This is a genomic window from Burkholderia sp. Bp8991 (assembly GCF_003853795.1).
In the GTDB taxonomy this organism is placed as follows: domain Bacteria; phylum Pseudomonadota; class Gammaproteobacteria; order Burkholderiales; family Burkholderiaceae; genus Burkholderia.
This window is the reverse complement of the sequence record NZ_QTQJ01000039.1, coordinates 46,902-69,857: the sequence shown is the minus strand read 5'-3', so window position 1 is coordinate 69,857 and position 22,956 is coordinate 46,902. Positions and strand designations below refer to the sequence as shown.

Genomic DNA, 22,956 nt, shown 5'->3' with positions numbered 1-22,956 from the left:
ATGATGCCGAGAATGCCGTACACCATCGTGTAACCCAACGCGATGATGGCGTACACACTGCCGAGCACCAGCCCGTTCAGAATTTGTTGGACAAAAATGTCCATGTCACTCCCAAGAGTTGATTACTATTGGATCGGCATGCGAGAACGCCGATTACTCGTCGTTCTCGCTCGAAGTATCACTGCGTCGGACTGAGGTTATCGCCCGACACTTTGTACACGGTCACCGGCGCATCAATCCATTCACCGTTCTTGTCGAACGCGACCTTTCCGACCAGCGTCGAGAACTGGATTTGCTTGAGCATCGGAACGAACTTTTCGGGGTCCGTCGAATTCGCCGCCTTCATCGCCTGCGCGACCACCATCGTGGCCGAATAGAATGCCGGCGAGTAAACATCGTTCTTCACACCGAATTGCTTTTCATACCGCGCCGCGAATTCCGGACCACCGGGCAACGTCGCGAGCGGTGCGCCGCCTTCGGCGCAATACCCCCGCCCATTCAGCGTTCCGGCAGCCAGCTTCGGCATATCGACCGAGCAGATCCCGTCCCCGCCTAGCACCGGAACCGCAAGACCCAACTGCTTGGACTGTCGCCCGATGGCGGCTGCCTGCGCGTAGTACCCGCCGTAGAAGATCGCGTCCGGGCGTTGAGCCTTGATGTGCGTCAGAATCGCGTTGAAGTCCGTTGCCTTGTCGTTGGAATATTCCCTGGCGACGACGTCGATACCGTTCTTCTTCGCCGTCGCGGCAAACACGTCAGCTACGCCTGATCCGTATGCCGTGCGATCGTCGATCACCGCCACGCGTTTTGCATGCAATACCTTCGCCGCATATTCGGCCATGCGTGCGCCCATCACGTTGTCATTGGCCGCAAGCCGGAAGACATACGGGAAGCTCTGCTGCGTGATCGCCGGATTTGAAGCGGCGCCGGTAATCATCGGAACACGCGCATTGTTGTAGATGCGGGACGCGGGAATGGTCACGCCGGAGTTGTAGTGGCCGATGACCGCCTTCACACCCGAATCGACGAGCTTCTGAGCGACAGAGACGCCCGTTTTGGGATCTGCAGCATCGTCCTCGGACAGCATTTCGAACTTGATGGATTGACCGTCGACGACGATCGGCGTCCGATTCAGCTCTTCAATCGCCAGCCGCACGCCTCGCTCATCGTCCTTGCCGAAATTCGATTGGCCGCCCGTCAACGGGCCCGCGACACCGATCCTGACAGTCTGATCCGCATGCGCGGCAGAAATCAATGCGGGGCTGATTCCCCCGAGCAACAGGGTGGCGATGGTGAGTTTGTGACAGTACTTCATGTGAAACCTCCGTGGCGTGGGCAAATTGGGTAGGCGACATGGTTGCAGCGTCAGGAGCGCTGGCACTAGATGGCCGATTGCGCTTGACGTGGGATAGTCAGTCCCGCCAGTGCGGTTCTGCAGATTCCAGAAGCCGCTTGAGCGAACGAAAATGAAGTAGTGCATATTCATCTCGATCACGGGCGAATTCACGAGAAGTCCGGCGAGCCAGTTCGTCGCTCACGCGTTTCAGCGGACGCCCGCTCGACATCGCGAGGATTTGGACCTGGGCGGCTCGTTCGAGGTAGTAGAGATCGTCGAGTGCCGCGGCAATCGAAGGGCCCGTGACTATCACGCCGTGGTGCTCGAGCATCAGGACACGCCTCGAAGACAACGCGGCGGCAATCCGGTCTCCTTCCTGTTCGCTGAGTGCAAGTCCTCCGTATTCCGAATGATCACCGTCGTAGGCAATGCGATCGAAAAAGCGAAGGCTGTTCTGATGGCACATTTCGAGGCGAAAGCCGTCGAGCGTCGTCAGTGCCGTGGCATAAGGCATGTGCGTATGAAGTACGCATGCGGCATCAGGCGAGGCGCGATGAACTCGGGAATGGATGTTGAGCGCGGTTTTCTCGACTCGTCCGACTCCGTCGATTACCGAGCCGGCGGAATCGACGAGCAGCAAATCAGCCGGTCGGATCTCTTCGAAGCTGAGTCCGAACGGATTGATCAGATACGTTTCCCGACTGCCCGGGAGCAAGAGACTGAAATGGTTGCATGTGCCCTCGTGGAAGCCGAGGCGCGCGGCGATGCGAAATGCCGCGGCCAGATCGTCGCGAGCATTCGCGAGCTCATCGGTCTTCGATCCAGGAAAAAAATCGGTGGCGTGTGCCATGGGGTCGTCCAGTGCAAGTATGCGTATGCGATTCCCCTTCAATGTAGTGAATCAAACCTGCACGGATACATGTACACTTTAAAACGAGGGTGACTAACTGTATTGGGTTCGTCGCCTGCACGGTTATATGGGCCGGTATTTTTGATGTGATAGGTGCGGCGATGAAACCGATACTGACGCTCGATCCCCAGGGGGAATCGTCCCTGGTTCAACAGATCGTGGCCGGGCTGACGGCAACGGTGAACGAAAGAACCTGGCGGTCCGGGGCCAAGGTTCCGAGCATCCGCGTATTCGCCGAGGCACATGGCGTGTCGACATTTACGGTCGTCGAAGCATACGATCGCCTGGTGGCGCAAGGCGTCTTGATGGCACGGCGTGGATCCGGCTTTTATGTCGCGGATCGAAGCCGTAGCGAGATACCTCCGACCATCGAGAAACTCAACGAGGAATTCACGAACGGATGGTCGCTGCGTAACGTTCTGGAGGGAACGGAAGGCACGATTCACGCGGGCTCGGGATGGATTCCAGAGGCATGGTTCGACGCGGACGGCCTTGGGCGGGCGCTAAGACAGGTAGCGGCACAGCCGCGATCGCTATTGGGGTACGGGCACGCAAAGGGGTATGAGCCGTTGCGCGAGCAAATCGTGCGGCAACTTGCGGAACACGAGATCGAGGCAAGTTCCACGGGCATCGTCACTACGCTGGGCGCAAACCAGGCGCTGGATCTCGCCATTCGTCACCTTACGCGCGAGGGCGATACCGTGCTGGTAGACGAGCCCTGCTACAGCGATCTGCTCGTTGCATTGCGATTGCGCAGGATCAAGGCAGTCGGGATTCCGATGACACCCACCGGTCCGGACGTCGTTTCGATGGAGCAGGCGTTCGAGACTCATCGCCCCAAAGTGTTCTTCACCAATACGCGGTTGCATAATCCGACCGGTGCGAGCTACAGCTCGGCATCGGCATTCAAGGTCCTGAAGCTTGCCGAGCGCTACGACTGCATCATCGTCGAGGACGACGTCTCTGCCGGTCTGGTGTCCGGAAATTCAGTCGCGCTCGCGTCCATGGATCAATTGAAACGAGTGGTCTATGTCGGCAGCTTTTCAAAGACCATCGGTGCCGGCTTGCGCGTGGGATTCGTGGCCGCGGAGCCCGCGCTTCTCGAGGGTTTGCTTTACCAGAAGCTGGTGTCCGGAATGTCGACGCCGACGATCACGGAGCAACTGGCACATGCAGTGCTGTCCGAAGGACACTTCAGGAAGCAGGCCGAGCAATTGCGCGATCGTCTCGCTACCGCGCAGGAACGGACCTGTCGCCGGCTTGAATCGATCGGTTTTGAAGTGTTCTGCGAACCTCGATCCGGAATGTTCGTATGGGCACGGCCCGCGGGAATCAATTGCGATTCGGCCGAACTCGCTGTACGTGCTGTCGACCACAAGATTCTTCTGGCGCCAGGCAATCTTTTCTACGCCACCAATCCAACCAGTAGTTGGCTGCGATTCAATGTTGCGCACTGCAACTTCGATCGTCTTTATGCGTTTCTGGCGCATGCCATTGCACACTGACCCGGTCTCGTCACCAAGCCGCCAGGGAATCGGCGTCGCGCAACGAACCGGTGATCTCTCGAACCCGCTCGAGTCGGCACGCGCATGAGCTAGCGTCCACGCCGTGCGCGGATCCAACTGTGCAGGCAACAAGGCCTCTACAGTTATCTAGCGATCCACCGCAGTGTGCATGTATCTGTTCAGCTCGATTGCATAAATTGACGGACAACACGTCGTTCATGATTTCGATGCGGCGGTAACTCCGATCAATTTTCAGCATGAAAAAGATACGAAATTACGAAGCACTCCTCTCGAATGGCGTCGTTTCGTCGCGGCAGATCGTACTCGAGATCGCGGACCGGACACTCGACAGGCTCGACAGCTACCAGCGAATTCGCAGCATCATGCGCATGGAAGATAGCGTACTGCATATCGGAACGCGCTCGTGGGATCTTTCGCGCAAGCGAAACGTCTATCTGGTCGGCGCCGGCAAGGCTTGCAACCACATGGCAATGGCAGTCGACCATGTGTTGGGCGATCACCTGACGCACGGTATCGCCATCGTGAAAATCCGGGAAGAATCGGACCGTTTCAACAAGACCGAGGTGTTCGTCGGCGGGCATCCGCTCCCGAACGAAGAAGGCCATCGGGCATCGAAGCAAATCATCGAGCTCGTCGATCAGGCCGGACCAGACGACTTGTTCATCGCGGTGATCAGCGGCGGAAGTTCGGCGCTCATGTCCTGTCCGATCGAAGGCATCAGCCTGCAGGACGAGATCGATACCACGGATGTGCTGCTGAAATCCGGTGCAGGCATTTACGAGATCAATGCCGTGCGCCGCCACATTTCGGCCTTGAACGGCGGGATGTTGGCGCAGCGCATCCAGGACACGGGTGCCGAACTGATCGGTTTCGGCATCAGCGACGCGGTCGGATCGCCTGCCACGGGTGACATTTCAGTGCCCTACGCAGCCTACAAAAGCACGCCGATCGGTCCCGACATGACGACCCTGGACGACGCTCGCGCCACGATCATCAATCGCAACGTGGCCGATCGCCTGCCCAAGAGCGTTGTCGACTATCTGATGAACGCAGGCCCCGACGCGGAGACACCGAAGGCCTTTCCGGACAATACCTACTTCCTGCTCAACACGCTGCCCGACTCCTGCATTTACGCCAAGGCAGTCTGCGAGGAGATGGGTATCCCCGCAATGATCGTGTCGTCGTTCCTTGAAGGAGAAAGTCGCGACGCCGGCACCTTCTTCGCGTCGATGGCGCGCGAAATCCAGACGTACGGCAATCCGATCGAGCCCCCTTGCGTGCTTCTCAGCTCCGGTGAGGTGACGACGCTTATCGACGATAACAGCGTGATCAAGGGGCACGGCGGGCCTGGTCAGGAAATGGCTGCAAGTTTCGCTATCGCGGCGGCCAAAACGACGGGCGCCTGCCTGCTGTCGATCGATAGCGAAGGCACGGACGGCACGGCGACGGTGGCGGGAGGCATCACGGATTCGACCAGCTTCACCGCGGCTGCCGCAAAGGGAGTCAACCTCTATCAGGCCCTGCGCGAGCACAGCTGCTTCGAAGCACTCGAGTCGATCGACTCCGCCATTTTCACCGGCAACACCGGTACCAACCTGTGTGACTTGAACATCCTTTATGTTCCTGAACCGAACGGGAGCAAGTGACATGGAAGACAAGATCACATCCGTTCGGGCACTTCAGATCATCGATTGCAAGTGCCGGCCCGCAGTCGAAGTCGAGGTGCGCACCGAAAGCGGTGCGGTTGGTCGAGGTGCGGCACCCACCGGCACTTCCGTCGGGATGCACGAATCGTTCGTCCTGCGGGACGGCGATCCAGCGACCTACGACGGGCTCAGTGTTCATAACGCCGTCGACAACGCGGTCAATGTAATTGGTCCGGCGCTGATCGGCATGAACGTGTTTGATCAGCGAGCGATCGACGAAAATATGATCGCGCTCGATGGCACACCCAATAAGTCCCGCCTCGGCGGAAACACGATTTACTCGGTATCCATCGCGGCATTCCGTACGGCGGCGAATGCCCGATCGATTCCGCTGTACGCTCACATCGCCGGCCGCGACATCAGGACCGTGCCGGTCCCATGCTTCAACGTGATCAACGGCGGACGATACGATGGGCTCACCCAGCCGTTCAACGAGTTCCTGATCGTGCCGTACGGCACTGACAGTGTCGACTTCGCCATCGAAATGGCGGTGGCCGTGTTTCAGAAGCTTGGCCATGTACTGACCGAATATCTGGGCCACAAACCTCAAGTCGCCAGTTCCTATGGCTACGCCGCCCCTTCGGATGACCCGGAAGTCGTGTTGACGCTGATGCAAAAGGCCATCGATGCCTGTGGCTATACAGGCCGGATCGCGTTTGCACTCGATTGCGCGTCAAGCGAGATGTACGACAAGGAAACCCGCACGTATCTGCTGAAAGGCAAACGGGTGTCCACCTCCGAACTCATTGCCTATGCCCGCTTCCTGACCGAGAAATTCAATTTGGTCTTCATCGAGGATTTGCTCGATGAAAACGACTGGGAAGGTTACAGCACGGCGGTTCGAGAAATTCGACGATCGATCATTCTGGGCGACGATCTCACGGTCACCAGCCCCCCGTTACTTGAGCGGGCTTTCGAGACTCGTGCCGTGGACGGGTTCGTGTTGAAGCCGAACCAGGTCGGAACGATCACGGAGGCGATGGACGCCTATCGATTTGCGCTGCAACACGGAATGATCGCGGTGCCCTCGGGCCGTTCCGGTGGTGTCGTGGATGACGTCGTGATGGATTTTTCGGTCGGCCTCGAAGTTCCGCTCCAGAAGAATGGCGCCCCCCGTTCCGGCGAGCGGATCGAAAAGCTCAACTTTCTGTTGCGGGCAAATGCGCGAAGCCCGGGTTGCCGCCTCTACGACATTTCACCACTTCTCCGATTCTGACCACTGAGTCGGGATCGACGCTTGACACCCAACATCTTCCTTTTTCGACGAGGTCTGCACCATGTATCCCAAAATCGACTTTCTGTACCTTTCCGAGCCGGACATGATCGCAGCTGGCGTGCTGGATGCCGCGCGCTGCGTGTCCGTATGCGAGGAGACATTCGGACTCCTTGGCAGAGGCGACTATCTGATGGGTGGCGCCAATCACAATAACCACGGAATGAACATCGTCTTCCCGAAAGAGACGAAGTTCCCGAACATGCCGGTTGCCGGTCCGGACCGCCGCTTTGCTGCAATGCCCGGTTATCTGGGCGGTCGCTTCGACGTGTGCGGCAACAAATGGTACGGATCGAATCACGCCAATGCCGAGAAAGGCCTGCCGCGCTCGATCTTGACCATGATGCTCAATGACAAGGACACGGGCGCGCCGCTGGCGCTGATGTCGGCGAATTTGTTGAGCGCGGCCCGAACCGGAGCCGTGCCGGGAGTGGCGGCAAAGTATCTGGCCAACCAAGATGCGAGAAGTATGTCTGTTATCGGTTGCGGCCCGATCAACAAGGCGTGCTTCACCGCGATCATGACCCAGCTCGGCTCGATCCAGCACGTCGTCTGTTTCGACGTCTTCCTCGACAAGGCGAACGAGTTCGCCGGTTGGGTTCAGCAAACGTACGGGATTTCCGCCACCGGTACCGATGAGGCCGAGAAAGGCTTCCGTGATGCAGATGTCATCACCGTGGCAGCGTCGCGTCTGAAGCCGCTTTATTTCAAGGACGAATGGATCAAGGAGGGCGCGACCATTCTCGTCTCAGGCCCGTTCAATACCGACGAGTCGTTCCTGACCGGCGCCAGGATCGTATACGACCATACCCCGCTGCAGGAAGCCTATGTCGAGGACGCAATCGCATCGGGCAACAAGGAAGGCTACTACAGCAGCGTCATTGGCGGCCCGTTCTTCCGTCTGATCGATGCAGGCAAGCTGCCCGCCCTGCCTGACTCGACCAGCCTCGGTCATGTCGTGAATGGCGACAAGCCGGGCCGGGAGAGCATGAAGGAGCGTGTCATCTTCATAGCATGCGGGATGGCAGTTTTCGACATCAGCTGGGGGACGGAGCTCTATAACAACGCGCGGGAAAGGAAGATCGGCACGCCCCTCAATTTGTGGGAAAAGCCGGCTCTCTGATCGGGTCGCCGTGAATCGCGCTCCCGGCAATTGAGCCGCCTGGATCCCCCTGGAAAGTGCCGAGCGCCAGTGTCGGGGCTTTCCTGAGCCTTCGGCCATAGGCCGAAGGCTCATGCCGGGCGAATGTTGGCGAGCGTCGAGGTTTGGGACCGCTTGCACCAAGTACTCTTGGCAAAGCTGCGTGCAGCGGACCGCCTCGATTGGTCACGTTGATCTGAGTAACCGTGTTGAATGACAAGCTGTGAGAGGTTGATTTTGAGCATTCAGGTGTTAGCCACCCCTCGTCATTTACATCGCTCGCGACGCACTTTTTCCACTTCGACGCAATGATAAGTTTGCACATCTCATTGAATTTCAGAATAAAAAGCTCAGGACCAGCGTGAATTCGCGAATACGACGAAAATTCCACATTGATATGAATTTTTATTCAAAGACAACTTATTGAGACTGCGGACATCTTTTCTGAGAGACAACATGCCCGCGCACCACCCTCCCACCCCGTACCGGCAACCACCAGGCTAACTGTACCGGTACTGTACAGAAAACCGTCGCTACACTGACTCCATCCCAGTCCCGAACACGAATGGAGAATCCGCGATGGACTTCCTCACCCTCAGCGCATTGCCCGCCGGCATGCTGTTCGCGCTCGTCACGTCGATCACGCCCGGCCCGAACAATACGATGCTGCTCGCGTCCGGCGTCAATTTCGGCTTCCGCCGCACGATGCCGCACCTGTTCGGCATCAGCATCGGCGTCGCGATCCTGATGCTGTGCGTCGGCTTCGGCCTCGGCGAAGCATTCCGCCGCGTGCCGGTCCTGTACACGATCCTCGAAGTCGCGAGCGTCGTGTACCTGCTGTACCTCGCCTGGCGCATCGGCACGTCCGGCGAAGTGAAGGCGCAAGGCGCCAAACCGCGGCCGATGACGTTCCTCGAAGCCGCCGCGTTCCAGTGGGTCAATCCGAAGGCGTGGATGATGGTGCTGACCGCCGCGACGACGATCCGCCTGTCCGCCGACTACGGGATGAACGCCGCGTGGATGGCCGTCGTGTTCATCCTGATCGGCTTTCCGTGCATCAGCCTGTGGGCCGCGTTCGGCCAGGGCCTGCGCCGCTTCCTGTCGAACCGCCGCGCACTGCGCATCTTCAACGTGACGATGGCCGTGCTGCTGATCCTGTCGCTGTATCCGCTCGTCGCGCATCTGCTGCCGCAGTAAGCGCTCACGAGCACAGCCGTTGAGCTTCACGCCGTGCAGGCGTACCCTTTTGGTACGGGCGCGCGCAATCGCTGCGGCGGTTGCGCCGCATCTGCATGGAGGTGGCCGATGAAGCCAATGCTGAAGACCGGCGAGCACATCGAGGGCATGCACTGGGTCGCCGAGTACCACCCGCTCACGCACGAGATTCGCGTGCTGCGCGAGAACATCGAGGTGGGTACGTACTGCGCGCCGCCCACGCTGTTCGGCGACGAGGAAGCGCTGGGCGCCGCGAACCTTGCCGATCATCGCAGCCAGGAGGCCGCACTGCGCGCGTATCTGCGCAACTTCGTCAAGGAACACGACGCGGAGGAGTAGCGGCGCGGCGGCCGGAATGGCGACGGGCTGCCGAAGCGGCCCGGTCTGTCGTTGCGTGTGAGCCGTCTTGCGACCCGCCGCGGCATGCCGAACACACGCAGGGCCAGCGCATCGCCCCGGCCCCGAATCCGCTCAATGCCCGAGCGACTCGATCTTGCCGGACGGCTGCGCGACACCGTGCGGCCGCGCCGCCTGCTTGATCAGCAACGCGAGGCACGCGAGCAAGCCCGCGACCGCGATCGTCGCGAACACGCCCGCGAACGAGAAGTGCCGGCGCGTCAGTTCGGCGACGAGGAACGACCCGGCGATCCCGCCGAAGCGGCCGACACCCAGCATCCATGCCACGCCCGTACCGCGCCCTTCGGTCGGATAGAACGCGGCGGCAAGCGCCGGCATCGACGATTGCGCGGTGTTCATCAGCACGCCGGCGATGAACACGACCAGCACGAGCATCCCCACATTGCCTGCCGCCTGCCCGATCGCATACACGCTGATCGCGGTCAGCGCGTAACACACGGCAATCACGCGGTTCGCGTTGAAACGGTCCATCAGCACGCCGCACAGCACCGCGCCGACGCCGCCGAGCGGGAACAGCGCGGAGATCAGCGTCGCGCTCTTCGGCGTCAGACCGGCATCCTTCAGCAGGATCGGCATCCAGTTGATCGACGCGTAGAAGATCACGAGGCCCATGAAATACGCGATCCACAGCATCACCGAGCCGACGATGTACGAGCGCGACACCACGACGCCGATCCCCTTGCCGCCCGTCTGCGGCGCGGCTTCGGTCATCGCGAACGAGCCGGCGTTCAGCGCGTCGCGCGAGATCCGTGCGAGCGTCGCGCGGATCCGGTCGACGCCCTGACCTTGCGCGACCATGAAGCGCACCGATTCCGGCATCTTCAGCAGCAACAGCACGCCGAGCAGCAGCGGCGTCACGCCGCCGAGCATCAGCACGCTGCGCCAGCCGAAATGCGGGATCATCCACGCGGCGAGAAAACCGCCGAACGCGGCGCCGAGGGGGAAGCCGCAGAACATCAGGTTGATCACGGTCGCGCGGCGCTTGTCCGGGCAGAACTCGCCCATCATCGTGACCGCGTTCGGCATCGCGGCGCCCAACCCGACGCCGGTAATGAAACGCAGGATCGTCAGGTGTCCGATGGTGTTCGAGAACGCGGACACGAAGCACGCGACGCCGAACAGGAACACCGAGCCGAGCAGCAGCGAGCGGCGCCCGAGGCGATCGGACAGCGGGCCCGACACGAGTGCGCCGCACGCGAGGCCGAACAGCGCGGCGCTCAGCACGGGTGCGAGATCGGGTTTGGTGAGGTTCCATTCGCCCAGCAGCGAAGGTGCGATGAAGCCGATCGCGGCCGTATCGAAGCCGTCGAGCAGCACGATCACGAAACACATCAGGAATACGAGCCACTGGAAGCCGCCGAACGGCTGCTCGTTGATGAAGGTCTGGACATCGACCACGGGTGTGCGATTCATCGCGTGTCTCCTATGTAAGCAACGCAGCTTGATGGCCGCGCCTTTCCTTGTACGCGCGCCGATTCGTCGCCGACGCGTCATGCATCGTCGACACCGGCCGGCAGTGGCAGGCGTCGCGATCGGGTCACGGCCGGCGCGCGCAGGCCGTGTGATTCAGCCGCATCTAGGCGGCCGCATCCTGTTCCTTGAAGATCTTGTCCGCGAGATGGAACGCGGAATTCGCGGCCGGCACGCCGCAATAGATCGCGGTCTGCAGCAGCACTTCCTTGATCTCGTCGCGCGTCACGCCGTTGTTGCGCGCGGCGCGCAGGTGCAGCGCGAGTTCCTCGCCGCGGTTCAGCGCGACCATCATCGCGATGGTCAGCAGGCTGCGCGTATGGCGCGGCAGGCCGTCTCGCGTCCAGATCTCGCCCCACGCATAGCGCGTGATCAGGTTCTGGAATTCGTCGGTCACTTCGGTGCGGTTCTCGATCGAACGGTCGACGTGCGCGTCGCCGAGCACCGCGCGACGCACCTTCATCCCTGCTTCATAACGTTGCTGGTCGTCCATCGTCGGTGCCTCACGCGGTCAGGAAGTCGAGCAGCGCGCGGTTGAAGCCGTCGGTGCACTCGATGTTCGAAATGTGCGCGGCGTCGAATTCGACGTGACGCGCGCCCGGAATTGCAGCAGCCAGCGCACGGCCCTGGTCGGGCGGCGTCGACATGTCCTTCGCACCGGTCACGACGAGCACCGGCAGCGCGATGCCCTTCACTTCCTCGCGCAGGTCGGCCGCGTTCAGCGCGTCGCAGTTCGCGGCGTAACCGTCCTTGTCGGTATGCACGAAGGTGTCGCGGATCGCGTCGAACAGGCGCGGCTCGCGTTCGACGAATGCGTCGGTGAACCAGCGCGGCAGCACGGCGTCGGCCAGCGCGGCCATCCCTTCGGCACGCGCCTTCTGCGCACGCGGCGCCCACACTTCCGGCGAGCCGATCTTCGCGGCGGTGTTCGACAGCACGGCGCGCACGATGCGCGACGGGAAACGCGCGGCGAGCGCGGCGCCGGTCAGGCCGCCCATCGAGATCCCGCAGAAGTGCGCGCGCTCGATGCCGACGTGGTCGAGCAGGCCGATCACGTCGCCCGCGAGCTGGTCGACCGTGTACGAGCCGGCCGGTGCTTCGGAATGGCCGTGGCCACGCGTGTCGTAGCGCAGGATGTTGAAGTGCTGCGTGAGCGGGCGGATCTGCGGCGCCCACATCTGCAGGTCGGCGCCGAGCGAGTTCGAGAAGACGAGCCACGGCGCGTCGTCGCGCGCGGCACGGTCGATCCGGTAATGCAGTTTCACGCCGTTGACAGTGGCGAAAGGCATCAGTGTTCTCCTGGTTGTGTCGTGCCCGCGTGCAGCGCGAGCACGGCGTCGACGCAGGCCTGCGCCTCGCCGACGTAATGTGCGGGATCGAGCAGCCGCGCGAGCGCGTCGCGCGACAGGTGGGCCGATACGGTCGCATCGGCGGCGAGCACGTCGAACAGCGTCGCGCCGGTGCGCACGGCTTGCTTCGATGCATGCTCGACGACATGATGCGCGTCGAGCCGGCCGATCTTGTCGCCGAGCGCGAGCATCACGGCTTCGCCGAGGATCAGCCCGTGCGTCAGGTCGAGGTTCGCGGCAAGGCGTTCGGTGTTCACGTCGAGGCCCGCGACGATCTGCGCGATCTGCGCAAGCGCGCCGCCGGTCAGACGCGCGAGGTCGGGCAGCGCATCCCATTCGGCCTGCCAGCCGCCGAGCGCGCGCTCGTGCTCCTGGACCATCCCCGCGAACACGGTCGCGACGAGATTCGGCGCGCGCACCGCGGCGGTCAGCACGGCCGCGCAACCGACCGGGTTGCGCTTGTGCGGCATCGTCGACGAGCCGCCCTTGCCGGCGGCCGCCGGTTCGCCGAGCTCGCCGACTTCGGTCTGCATTTGCAGCGACACGTCGCGCGCGATCTTGCCGAGCGTGCCGGTCAGCATCCCGAAGCAGGACGCGGCTTCCGCGATGCGGTCGCGCTGCGTATGCCACGGCACGGCCGGCAGCGCGAGCCGCAGGTCGGCCGCGAGCGCGGCGCTCACGCCGGCCGCGTGCTCGCGCAGGCTCGCCAGCGTGCCGGCCGCGCCGCCGAACTGCAGCACCAGTGCGCGCGCACGCAATTCGGCGAAGCGCGCGCGATGGCGCAGAAGTGCGTCGAGCCATTGCGCGAATTTGAGGCCGAGCGTGATCGGCAGCGCCTGCTGCAGCCACGTGCGGCCGATCATCGGCGTCGCGCGATGCGTGCGCGCGAGCGTCGCGAGCGACGCGCACGCTTCGTCGAGCAGCGGCTCGAGCACGTCGAGCGTGTCGCGCAGCTGCAGCACGGTCGCGGTATCGATGATGTCCTGGCTCGTCGCGCCCCAGTGCACGAACTTCGCTGCCTCCGGGTCGTCGGCCTTCACTTGCGCGGTGAGCTGCTTGACGAGCGGGATCGCGAGATTGCCGCCGAGCGCCGCGCCGTGCGCGAGCGCGTCGGCGTCGAGCCGGCCGGCGTCGCACGCGCGTTCGATCGGCGCGACCGCGGTGGCGGGAATCACCTGCTGCGCGGCGAGCGCGCGCGCGAGCGCGGCCTCGACGTCGAGCATCCGCTGGATCGTCGCGCGGGGCGACCAGATCCGGTTGAGCGGCTCGGTGCCGCAAATGAGGGAGGTCAGGCGGGCGCTGTCTTCGAGCATGGCATCAGATTGGGGAAACGGCGTGCGCTTATTGTCTACCCAAGCGTGCCGGCGTGCGCGGGATCGCGCGCGCCGGCACGCTTGCCGGTCAGGCCGCGGCCTTGCGCGTCGCGTCGATCAGCGGCACGCCGGTCAGCTTCTGCAGTTCGTCGAACGACAGGTCGGTGAAGATCTCGCTCACCGCGAGGCCGTCGGCCGTCACGTCGAGCACCGCGAGATCGGTGTAGATGCGGCTCACGCATTGCACGCCGGTGACCGGATACGAGCACTGCGCGACGATCTTGCTCTCGCCCTGCTTCGTCAGGTGCTCCATCATCACGAACACCTGCTTCGCGCCGATCGCGAGGTCCATCGCGCCGCCGACGGCCGGAATCGCATCGGGCGCGCCCGTATGCCAGTTCGCGAGGTCGCCGTTCGCCGACACCTGGAATGCGCCGAGCACGCAGTAGTCGAGGTGGCCGCCGCGCATCATCGCGAACGAATCCGAGTGGTGGAAATACGCGCCGCCGGTGAGCAGCGTCACGTGCTGCTTGCCGGCGTTGATCAGCTCGTCGTCTTCCTCGCCGGGCGCGGGCGCCGGGCCCATGCCGAGCAGGCCGTTCTCGCTGTGCAGGAAGATCTCCTTGCTCGGGTCGAGGTGGTTCGCCACCAGCGTCGGCACGCCGATGCCGAGGTTCACGTACGCGCCTTCGGGGATGTCCTGGGCGACGCGCTTGGCCATTTCATCGCGGGTCAGTCGTTTCATGTCGGGTCTCCTCGGTCAGGCAGCTTGCGATGCAGCATGTTCGGCAGCCAGCTCGGCCGCGTGCGCGGCCTGCGGCACTTCGACGACGCGCTGCACGAAAATGCCCGGCGTCACGATGTGTTCCGGGTTCAGCCCGCCGAGCGGCACGACTTCCGACACCTGCACGATCGCGACCTTCGCGGCGCTCGCCATGATCGGCCCGAAGTTGCGCGCGGTCTTGCGATAGACGAGGTTGCCCCAGCGATCGCCCTTGTACGCCTTGACCAGCGCGAAATCGGCGTGGATCGGCGTCTCGAACACGTACGACTTGCCGTCGATCACACGCGTTTCCTTGCCTTCCGCGAGCTTCGTGCCGAAGCCGGTCGGCGTGAAGAAGCCGCCGATGCCGGCGCCCGCCGCGCGGATCCGCTCCGCGAGGTTGCCCTGCGGCACGAGCTCCAGCTCGATCTCGCCCGCGCGGTACAGCGCGTCGAACACCTGCGAGTCGCTCTGGCGCGGAAACGAACAGATGATCTTGCGCACCCGCTTCGCCTTGAGCAGCGCCGCGAGGCCGGTCTCGCCGTTGCCCGCGTTGTTGTTGACGATCGTCAGGCCGCGCGCGCCCTGCTCGATCAGCGCGTCGATCAGCTCGGACGGCATGCCTGCCGTGCCGAACCCGCCGATCATGATGGTCGCGCCGTCGTGGACGTCCGCGACCGCCGATTGAAGCGATTCGAAAATCTTGTTGACCATGTCTCTTCCTGATACGAACCCGCGGCTCGATGCGCGGCCTGTCGAGGGGACACGCGCGTGTCGCGTGCCGCGTCGAAGGCCGTCGTCGACCTTCGGCATTTGTTCGCTTGTCGAACCGAGATTCGATTAGCGAACGATGGGCCGATCATAGAGTCGCGCACAGCGCGTTGTCAAGGCGGGATCCCTCGGGGGGCGTCTGGTCGTCGAACGGCAGGCCGACGTAGTTTTCGGCGAGCGACTGCGCGGCGGCCCGCGAGCGCGTCACGTACTTCAGCTCGGCAAACTTCAGGCGATTGACGAACGGCGAGTCCTCCGGTGACGCATGCAGCATGTTCGTCATGAAGTACGAGAAATGTTCGGCGCGCCACACGCGTTCGAGACAGGTCGCCGAGTAGCGCTCGAGCGGCGTCGCGTCGCCGTTGCGGTAGCGGGCGCCGAGCGCGCGGGACAGCGCGCGGACGTCGGCCACCGCGAGGTTCATCCCCTTCGCGCCGGTCGGTGGCACGATGTGCGCGGCGTCGCCGGCGAGGAACAGGCGGCCGTGCTGCATCGTCTCCGACACGAAGCTGCGCATCGGCGTCACGCTCTTCTGCGTGATCCGGCCCTCGGTCGGCGTCCAGCCGGTGTCGTTCGAGAAGCGCGTGTGCAGTTCGTCCCAGATCCGCGCGTCGGACCATTCGGCGAGGTCTTCGTCGGGCTTGCACTGCAGGTAGAGGCGCGTGACCGTCGGCGAGCGCATCGAGAACAGTGCGAAACCGTTGTCGTGATGCGCGTAGACGAGTTCGTCGAGCGACGGCGCCGCGTCGGCGAGGATGCCGAGCCACGCGAACGGATAGACGCGCTCGAACGTGTTCAGCCGCTCGGCCGGAATCGTCTGCCGCGCGATGCCGTGAAAGCCATCGCAGCCGGCGATGTAGTCGCAGTCGATGCGGTCTTCGCGGCCGTCGGCATGCTTGAACGTGACGAATGGGCGCTCGCTCTCGACATCGTGCAGCGCAACATCGCTCACTTCGAAATGCATCGCGTGGCCGTGCTCGACGCCGGCCGCGATCAGGTCGCGCACCACTTCGTGCTGGCTGTAGACGGTGATCGCGCGCCCGCCGGTGAGCGCGCTCAGGTCGATGCGATGGCGCTGGCCCGAGAACAGCAGCTCGATGCCGTGGTGTTCGAGCCCTTCGCGGCGCATCCGGTCGCCGAGGCCGGCTTCGTTGAGCGTGTCGACCGTGCCCTGCTCCAGCACGCCGGCGCGGATGCGGTTCTCGCAATATTCGCGCGAACGCGCCTCGACGAGGATGGAATCCACGCCTTGCAGGCGCAGCAGATGGGAAAGCAAAAGGCCGGACGGACCGGCGCCGATGATGGCGACCTGGGTGCGCATTGTTCGTCTCCTGAACATTGGTTCGAGTAATGGAACCCATTTGAGCGCTTTCCCGACTATGCAGCAACGCGATTCAGGAGATATGTTGTATACGCTTTGAAGATACTGGCTCCCGTGATGGACACGCTCGATCTGAACCTGATTCCGTACCTCGTCGCGCTGGACGACACGCGCAACGTCAGCCGCGCCGGCGACCTGCTCGGCGTGAGCCAGCCGCGCGTGAGCACCGCGCTCGGCCGCCTGCGCGAGTATTTCGGCGATCCGCTGTTCGTGCGCACGTCGCGCGGGATGGAGCCGACGCCACGCGCGCTCGCGCTGCTGCCGGCCGCGCGCGATGCGCTCGCGCAGATCGAGCGCGGCCTCGTCGCGCCGCACGACTTCGATCCGGCGGCGAGCACGCATACGTTCTCGATCGCGCTGTCGGACGTCGGCGAGATCGTGTTCCTGCCGAAGCTGCTGCAGGCGTTCGCGACGCGCGCGCCGCACGCGAACCTGCGCTCGGTCTCGCTCGCACACGACGAAGTCGGCCGCGGCCTCGAAGCCGGCTCGATCGATCTCGCGGTCGGCTATTTCCCCGATCTCGACGGCAACAACTTCTTCCAGCAGCGTCTGTTTACACACCGGTTCGTCTGCCTGATGCGGCGCGGCCATCCGCTCGAACAGGCGCGCCCGTTCACGGCCGAGCAGTTCCTCGCATGCGGGCATGCGGTGGTGCGCGCCGAAGGGCGCAGCCAGGAGGTGCTCGAGAAATACCTCGCGAAGCAGCGCATGCAGCGCCGCGCGGTGCTCGAGACGCCGCACTTCATGAGCCTGCCGTTCATCCTGAGCCGCACCGACCTGATCGCGACGGTGCCGCACGCGATCGGCTATGCGTATGCGGCGGAGCACGCGTTCATCGTGCCGGTCGAGCCGCCGGTGCCGCTGCCGCGCTTCGACCTGAAGCAGCACTGGCATCGCAAGTTCCACAACGATCCGCGCACCGCGTGGCTGCGCGGCGTCGTCGCGTCGCTGTTCAACGACGAGCAGGACGAGTGGCCGAAGTGACGCGGGGTGTGCGGCAGGCCGCACGCACGACCCGCGAAAGCATGAAACAATGACCGGATATCCGCGCCGCCGCAGGCGGCCGCATTCGATGGAGCGACTAGATGGGTAAAAAGAACGCGCGGCCCGAGCCGGCCGCATCCCGGCCGAGCCGCGAAGAAGCGGAGGATGCCGTTCGCGTGCTGCTGCGCTGGGCCGGCGACGATCCCGCCCGCGAAGGGCTGCTCGACACGCCGGCGCGCGTCGTGCGCGCATACGAAGAGTTCTTCGCCGGCTATGCGCTGGAACCGCGCGACATCCTCGCGCGCACGTTCAGCGAAGTCGACGGCTACGACGAGATGATCGTGCTGAAGGACATCCGCTTCGAGAGCTACTGCGAGCACCACATGGTGCCGATCATCGGCCGCGCGCACGTCGCGTATCTGCCGAACCATCGCGTCGTCGGCATCTCGAAGCTCGCGCGTCTCGTCGACGCGTTCGCGAAGCGCCTGCAGATCCAGGAAAAGATGACCGTGCAGATCGCCGACACGCTGTTCGACGTGCTGCAGCCGAAGGGCGTCGGCGTGATCCTCGAAGCCGCGCACCAGTGCATCTCGACGCGCGGCATTCACAAGCCGGGCGTCGAAATGGTCACGTCGCGCATGCTCGGCACGTTCCGCACCGATCCGTCGACGCGGCGCGAATTCCTGTCGATCGTCGCCAATCCTTCTTCAGTCAACCTGACGAATACGTAATGCAGTCCACGAAGCAAGCGGCACACGCGCCGGTCGTGCTCGTGACCGGCGCCGCGCGCCGGGCCGGGCGCGCGTTCGCCGAGTATTTCGCCGCGCACGGCTATCGCACCGCGGTCCATTACGACCGCTCCGCCGATGCCGCGCAGGCGGCCGCCCGCACGATCGCCGAACGCGGGCATGATTCGGTCGCGTTGCAGGCCGACCTGTCGGATGCCGCGCAGATCACCGCACTGATCGACCAGGTCTATGCGCGCTTCGGCCGCCTCGACGTGCTGGTCAACAACGCGTCGGTGTTCTGGCAGGACCATTTCCCGAGCTTCGACCTCGCGGCATTCGACCAGGCCTGGGCCGTCAACTGCCGCGCGCCGATCCTGCTCACGCGCGCGTTCTACGAACGGGCCCGTGCGGCCGGCACGCAGGGCGTCGTCGTCAACGTGGTCGACCAGAAGATCAAGGAAAACTTCCACCGCGACCATTTCAGCTACACGGTCGCGAAGGCCGCGCTCGGCAACCTCACGCAGATGCTCGCGCTGTCGTCGTCGCCGGTGCTGCGCGTGAATGCGGTGTTCCCGGGGCTGATGCTGCCGAGCGACGACCAGACGCAGGCCGACTTCGAACACGCGAGCCGCGCGTCGACGCCGCTCGCGCGCATCGCCGGCCCCGACGACGTCGCGAGCGCGATCCTGCTGCTGACGGGCAGCGCGTACAACGGCGTGGATTTCGTCGTCGATGCGGGGCAGAACCTGATCCGCGTCGACCAGGACGTGCTCTACAAGCATCGCTCGCCGGCCGGCAAGCACTGACGAAGCGGCGGTGCGGCGGCAGCCGTGCACCCTCTTGGCACATCGGTATGCGGGTGTCGGCGCGCGCCTTCGCTGCGCCTGCGTCTTCGCCGCGCGAACGACAGTTTCGCCGTTTGCGCGCCGCGTTACGGCTTCTCGCCGCTGCCGCCTTCGCGGACCTTGCCCTGCGCGACGCTCGTGCCGGGCGGCACGCTGTGCGTAAGCCACACGTTGCCGCCGATCACCGAGCCGCGCCCGATCGTCACGCGGCCGAGAATGGTCGCGCCCGCATAGATCACCACGTCGTCCTCGACGATCGGATGCCGCGCGTTGCCCTTCACCAGCGTGCCGTCCCCATCGGCCGGGAAGCTCTTCGCGCCGAGCGTGACGGCCTGGTACACGCGCACGCGCTCGCCGATGATCGCGGTTTCGCCGATCACGACACCGGTGCCGTGATCGATGAAGAAGCTCGGGCCGATCTGCGCGCCCGGGTGAATGTCGATGCCGGTGGCCGAGTGCGCGATTTCATTGATGAAACGGGCGAGCAGCGGCACACCGAGTTGGTGCAGCGCATGCGCGAGCCGATGGTGCATCATCGCGAACACGCCGGGATAGCACAGCAGGATCTCGGTGATGTGCTGCGCGGCCGGATCGCCCGCGTAGGCGGCCTGGATGTCGCTGACCAGCAGCGCGCGAACCGCCGGCAACTGCCGGCCGAACTCGCGCGCGATCTCGAACGCGCGTTCGTCGAGTTCCGCGAATGGCGTGTCCGCATGCTCCGGCAGGAACGGCAGCGCGCGGCGGATCTGTTCGGACAGGATCCGCAGCGTGCTTTCTAGCGTGTGGCCGACGTAGTAGTCGACGCTTTCGTCGGTCAGATCCGGCGCGCCGTAGTGCGTCGGGAACATCGACGCACGCAGGCCGGTGACGATCTTGCAGATCGCGTCGCGCGACGGCAGCTCGCGGATGCCGCGCGGATGACGCGTGCGGTGAAGTTCCTCGCGCGATTCGCGCAAGCCGGCAACGATTTCTTCGAGGCCCCACTGACGGGCGGGTGATGTCGACATATGCCAATGCAGGCAGCCGCGCGCGATCGCACGGCCGCTAATAAAGTGACGGGTTCCGCAAGATTACCGCGTTTTCGCCGGGCAGCGGCACGCCGGGGGATCGGCCGGACGGCCGCCGCTGCCGCCGCGCGACGGCGTCAGATCGTGACGCTACTCGCGTCGATCCAGCGCACGGCCCAGTCGCGCGCATGCGCGATCGCGTCGCCTTCGTCGTTGAACTGGAGCTCGCTCGGGAAAAAACGGTTCGCGACGAGTTCCCCGTCACTCGATCGGGAGATCACGACGTAGGGCTTGAACGACCCGTCAGTGGCGCGCGCGGGCGCGCAATTCAACAGATAACCGCGGTGCGTGAAGGCAGTAGTCGCTTGCATGAATCCGCCACCTCTAGTCCCTTTGCTTGTTGTTCGCTACCCGTCTCTAAGGGTGCTGCGGCGCCCGGTGCGGGCAGAGTCGGCGCGTACTGCATCCCCTGTCGCCGCTTCGCAGGAAAAGAATCATACTCTGTAGAAAACGGGTGTTCTAGCTGAAATAAATCATGACAAATCAGTGCGCGCCGCGCGACCGCGGCGATCGCCCGCGCACCATTTTCCCGTCTTGCCCGGAACGGGATTTGCTTCGATCCGGAGCGCTACGCCGCCAGGAGAGCCGTGATGGAAACGTCAGCTCAAGCGCACGCCGCGCATCCGCGCAGCATCGAACTCGACAACGACGACACGCACGACAGCACCGTCGACACCGACGGCAAGAATCGCGAGGCGGCGCGTCTCGCGAGCGGCAACCCCTTCCCGCCCGACCAGATCACGGGCAGCAACGCGTCGCTCGTCAACGCGATGCCCGAGGCCGGTGACGGCTTCGCCGGCTTCGACAGCCGGCCGGGCGGCAATCATCCGGCGTTCGCGCTGCGGGCCGGCTACATGGTGATCGAGAAGGGGTTCGACGCGCCGTCGCACGCGGGCGACGCGCCGTACGGCCCGGTTCACCGGATGTACGGCAGCGCGAACTGGCCCGGCCACGGACGCCGGCCGGAACGGGTGATCGAAATCACCGCGGTGCCGCGGTAACGCACGTAGCGTTTGAATCGATCGTTCGATCGGCGGGTTGAAGGGCGCCGACGGCCGATGGCGGCGGACCGGCGTGCGCGTTCGCGCGCCGGCCGGTCGTTCGGTGCGCAGGCAGTGCGATCTTCCGAAGCGGTGCCGGAATCGATATCGGCGCGCGGTTCGGGTTCGGCACGCGGGATTTCACGACGCCGATGCATCGGCATTGATCGAAGTCACGTCCTCGCGATACGGATGCGATTCAATGCCCATTCGCGACCGCCGGCACGTCGCTGCAAAGTCCCCGCCGTTGGTTTACCCTGCCTCGCAGCGACGCACGGCCGTTCGTGCCGACTTCCGTTCAATCCGCCACTCGGAGACACTATGTACAAGCGCATTCTGGTTGCCATCGACGGCAGCGACACCGCACGCCACGCGTTCGACGCCGCCCTCGCGCTCGCAAAGGAGCACGGTGCCGAACTGCAGCCGTTCTACGTCGTCGAAAACGCCGCGATCTACTACAACGTGCCGGGCTACGACCCGTCCGTGCTGCGCGATCAGCTCATCGCGCAAGGCAATGCGCTCGCGGCGGATTTCAGGAAGCTGATGCAGGCGGCCGGCGTGAAGGGCGAGACGCTGACGAGCGAGGCGTCGTCGCTCAACGACGTGTCGACGCTGATCCTCGACGGTGCGAAAGCATTCGGCGCCGACCTCCTCGTGCTCGGCACGCACGGCCGCCGCGGGTTCCGTCGCCTCGTGCTCGGCAGCATCGCCGAACAGTGCGTGCGGCATGCGACGCTGCCCGTGCTGCTGATCCCGGCCGCCGCGCATACGGACGATCAGGAAGGCTGAGCGGTGTCGGCATCGGCATCGGCGTGCGCGGCGCGGCGCGCAACGCGCAGCGGCGTGCCTGCACGCAGGCCGCAGCAATGCCCGCGGCATGTGCGCGCGGTCGCGACGTTTTGTCGCCCGACAGCGGCAACTTGCGGTGGGACAATGATTCCGTCGATTCAATGCCGGAGTAAACGATCATGTTGACGCCCGTCGCCACACGCCCCGCCGTACCGTCCCATGCAGGCACCTGGGCGCCCCGCCAGGCCCCGCACTGCTCGTCGTGCGCAATGCGGCACCTGTGCATGCCGCAGGGCCTCGCACCCGACGCGCTCAGCCGCCTCGAATCGGTCATCTGCGCGGCACGCCCGGTCAAGCGCGGCGAAGCGCTGTTCCGCGAAGGCGACACCTTCGACAACCTGTACGCCGTGCGCTCGGGTTCGCTGAAAACCGTCGCCACGCGCCACGACGGCCGCGAGCAGGTCACCGGCCTGCACCTCGCGGGCGAGGCGCTCGGCCTCGACGGTATCTGCGACGACACGCACCCGCGCACCGCGGTCGCGCTGGAAGACAGCTCGGTCTGCGTGATTCCGTACAGCGCGCTCAAGTCGCTGTGCTCGGAAGCCGGCACGATGCAGCTGCGCATGCACAAGCTGATGAGCGAGCAGATCGTGCGCGAAACGTCGCAGACCATGCTGCTCGGTTCGCTGAACGCCGAAGAGCGCGTCGCCGCATTCCTGCTCGACGTGTCGGCACGCTACCTGAAGCGCGGTTACTCGCCGTCGGAATTCAACCTGCGGATGACGCGCGAAGACATCGGCAGCTACCTCGGCATGACGCTCGAAACGGTCAGCCGCACACTGTCGAAGTTCCAGAAGCGCGGCCTGATCGAAATGCACGGCCGCCTCGTGCAGATCGTCGACTTCGACGGCCTGCACCACGTCTGACCCCGC

The 22,956-nt window shown here is 64.2% G+C and carries 23 protein-coding genes and 1 pseudogene; 12 read left to right on the top strand and 12 right to left on the bottom strand.

What is annotated here, in order from left to right; genetic code table 11:
- The 3 genes and pseudogenes from DIE02_RS30975 to DIE02_RS30965 all read right to left on the bottom strand — a co-directional run.
- Positions 1-104: pseudogene (locus DIE02_RS30975) on the bottom strand (branched-chain amino acid ABC transporter permease); the annotation flags it as partial.
- A 74-nt stretch (positions 105-178) separates the two neighbouring features.
- Positions 179-1,315, bottom strand: a complete 1,137-nt coding sequence (locus DIE02_RS30970; RefSeq protein ID WP_059620791.1) for a branched-chain amino acid ABC transporter substrate-binding protein — start codon at positions 1,313-1,315, stop codon at positions 179-181.
- 97 nt (positions 1,316-1,412) lie between these two features.
- A complete protein-coding gene (locus DIE02_RS30965; RefSeq protein ID WP_124530173.1) occupies positions 1,413-2,186 on the bottom strand; it encodes an aldolase in 774 nt (257 codons plus the stop codon).
- Between the two features lie 161 nt (positions 2,187-2,347).
- On the opposite strand from DIE02_RS30965, the gene DIE02_RS30960 reads away from it, so the two are divergent.
- The 6 genes from DIE02_RS30960 to DIE02_RS30935 all read left to right on the top strand — a co-directional run bounded on the left by DIE02_RS30960 (position 2,348) and on the right by DIE02_RS30935 (position 9,446).
- On the top strand, positions 2,348-3,751 hold the full coding sequence (locus DIE02_RS30960; RefSeq protein WP_042972937.1) for a PLP-dependent aminotransferase family protein: 1,404 nt from the start codon (positions 2,348-2,350) through the stop codon (positions 3,749-3,751).
- Positions 3,752-4,008: 257 nt separating this feature from the next.
- Positions 4,009-5,418, top strand: a complete 1,410-nt coding sequence (locus tag DIE02_RS30955) for a glycerate kinase (RefSeq protein ID WP_124530172.1) — start codon at positions 4,009-4,011, stop codon at positions 5,416-5,418.
- Position 5,419: 1 nt separating this feature from the next.
- A complete protein-coding gene (locus tag DIE02_RS30950; RefSeq protein ID WP_124530171.1) occupies positions 5,420-6,694 on the top strand; it encodes a phosphopyruvate hydratase in 1,275 nt (424 codons plus the stop codon).
- Between the two features lie 61 nt (positions 6,695-6,755).
- Positions 6,756-7,874 carry a tyramine oxidase subunit B gene (locus DIE02_RS30945; RefSeq protein WP_124530170.1) on the top strand — a complete coding sequence of 373 codons (1,119 nt, stop codon included), beginning with the start codon at positions 6,756-6,758 and terminating at the stop codon, positions 7,872-7,874.
- Between the two features lie 597 nt (positions 7,875-8,471).
- Positions 8,472-9,089, top strand: a complete 618-nt coding sequence (locus DIE02_RS30940; protein WP_124489022.1) for a LysE family translocator — start codon at positions 8,472-8,474, stop codon at positions 9,087-9,089.
- 108 nt (positions 9,090-9,197) lie between these two features.
- Positions 9,198-9,446 carry a hypothetical protein gene (locus DIE02_RS30935; protein ID WP_124524124.1) on the top strand — a complete coding sequence of 83 codons (249 nt, stop codon included), beginning with the start codon at positions 9,198-9,200 and terminating at the stop codon, positions 9,444-9,446.
- 132 nt (positions 9,447-9,578) lie between these two features.
- Here the strand turns inward: DIE02_RS30935 and DIE02_RS30930 are convergent, their stop codons facing one another.
- The 7 genes from DIE02_RS30930 to pobA form a co-directional block, all read right to left on the bottom strand.
- Positions 9,579-10,937: an MFS transporter gene (locus DIE02_RS30930; protein ID WP_044846454.1), complete on the bottom strand. Its 1,359-nt coding sequence runs from the start codon at positions 10,935-10,937 to the stop codon at positions 9,579-9,581.
- A gap of 163 nt (positions 10,938-11,100) precedes the next feature.
- Positions 11,101-11,487 (bottom strand): 4-carboxymuconolactone decarboxylase, encoded by a 387-nt coding sequence (gene pcaC, locus DIE02_RS30925; RefSeq protein WP_044846455.1) that lies wholly within the window; start codon positions 11,485-11,487, stop codon positions 11,101-11,103.
- Between the two features lie 10 nt (positions 11,488-11,497).
- Positions 11,498-12,283, bottom strand: a complete 786-nt coding sequence (pcaD, locus tag DIE02_RS30920; RefSeq protein WP_124489020.1) for a 3-oxoadipate enol-lactonase — start codon at positions 12,281-12,283, stop codon at positions 11,498-11,500.
- Entirely contained in the window at positions 12,283-13,656 is a 1,374-nt protein-coding gene (locus DIE02_RS30915; RefSeq protein WP_124530169.1) for a 3-carboxy-cis,cis-muconate cycloisomerase, read from the bottom strand. The genes pcaD and DIE02_RS30915 overlap by 1 nt, the downstream gene beginning before the upstream one ends.
- Positions 13,657-13,744: 88 nt before the next feature.
- Positions 13,745-14,401: a CoA transferase subunit B gene (locus DIE02_RS30910; RefSeq protein WP_012365076.1), complete on the bottom strand. Its 657-nt coding sequence runs from the start codon at positions 14,399-14,401 to the stop codon at positions 13,745-13,747.
- 15 nt (positions 14,402-14,416) lie between these two features.
- Entirely contained in the window at positions 14,417-15,133 is a 717-nt protein-coding gene (locus DIE02_RS30905) for a 3-oxoacid CoA-transferase subunit A (protein ID WP_124489018.1), read from the bottom strand.
- A gap of 145 nt (positions 15,134-15,278) precedes the next feature.
- Complete coding sequence (pobA, locus tag DIE02_RS30900) at positions 15,279-16,511, bottom strand: 4-hydroxybenzoate 3-monooxygenase (protein WP_044846459.1); 1,233 nt, start codon at positions 16,509-16,511, stop codon at positions 15,279-15,281.
- A gap of 117 nt (positions 16,512-16,628) precedes the next feature.
- On the opposite strand from pobA, the gene DIE02_RS30895 reads away from it, so the two are divergent.
- The 3 genes from DIE02_RS30895 (at position 16,629) to DIE02_RS30885 (ending at position 19,089) form a co-directional block, all read left to right on the top strand.
- Entirely contained in the window at positions 16,629-17,555 is a 927-nt protein-coding gene (locus DIE02_RS30895) for a LysR family transcriptional regulator (protein ID WP_044846460.1), read from the top strand.
- A gap of 101 nt (positions 17,556-17,656) precedes the next feature.
- Positions 17,657-18,286, top strand: coding sequence for a GTP cyclohydrolase I FolE (gene folE / locus DIE02_RS30890; RefSeq protein WP_044846461.1), 630 nt, complete (start codon positions 17,657-17,659; stop codon positions 18,284-18,286).
- A complete protein-coding gene (locus DIE02_RS30885) occupies positions 18,286-19,089 on the top strand; it encodes an SDR family oxidoreductase (protein WP_124530168.1) in 804 nt (267 codons plus the stop codon). Before folE ends, DIE02_RS30885 begins: the two co-directional genes overlap by 1 nt.
- A 125-nt stretch (positions 19,090-19,214) precedes the next feature.
- On the opposite strand, the gene epsC is transcribed toward DIE02_RS30885, so the two are convergent.
- Together epsC and DIE02_RS30875 are read right to left on the bottom strand one after the other, a co-directional pair.
- Positions 19,215-20,135: a serine O-acetyltransferase EpsC gene (epsC, locus tag DIE02_RS30880; RefSeq protein ID WP_124524118.1), complete on the bottom strand. Its 921-nt coding sequence runs from the start codon at positions 20,133-20,135 to the stop codon at positions 19,215-19,217.
- 137 nt (positions 20,136-20,272) lie between these two features.
- A complete protein-coding gene (locus tag DIE02_RS30875; protein WP_044846464.1) occupies positions 20,273-20,506 on the bottom strand; it encodes a hypothetical protein in 234 nt (77 codons plus the stop codon).
- A gap of 279 nt (positions 20,507-20,785) precedes the next feature.
- Between DIE02_RS30875 and DIE02_RS30870 the strand changes: the two genes are divergently transcribed.
- From DIE02_RS30870 to fnr, 3 genes are all read left to right on the top strand, one after another.
- Positions 20,786-21,196 (top strand): DUF3005 domain-containing protein, encoded by a 411-nt coding sequence (locus DIE02_RS30870; RefSeq protein ID WP_124530167.1) that lies wholly within the window; start codon positions 20,786-20,788, stop codon positions 21,194-21,196.
- A 360-nt stretch (positions 21,197-21,556) separates the two neighbouring features.
- The gene (locus tag DIE02_RS30865; protein ID WP_124489012.1) at positions 21,557-22,024 is read left to right on the top strand and encodes a universal stress protein; all 468 of its coding nucleotides are present in this window, start codon (positions 21,557-21,559) and stop codon (positions 22,022-22,024) included.
- A 179-nt stretch (positions 22,025-22,203) separates the two neighbouring features.
- A complete protein-coding gene (fnr, locus tag DIE02_RS30860; RefSeq protein WP_044846467.1) occupies positions 22,204-22,950 on the top strand; it encodes a fumarate/nitrate reduction transcriptional regulator Fnr in 747 nt (248 codons plus the stop codon).
- Positions 22,951-22,956: the final 6 nt, after the last annotated feature.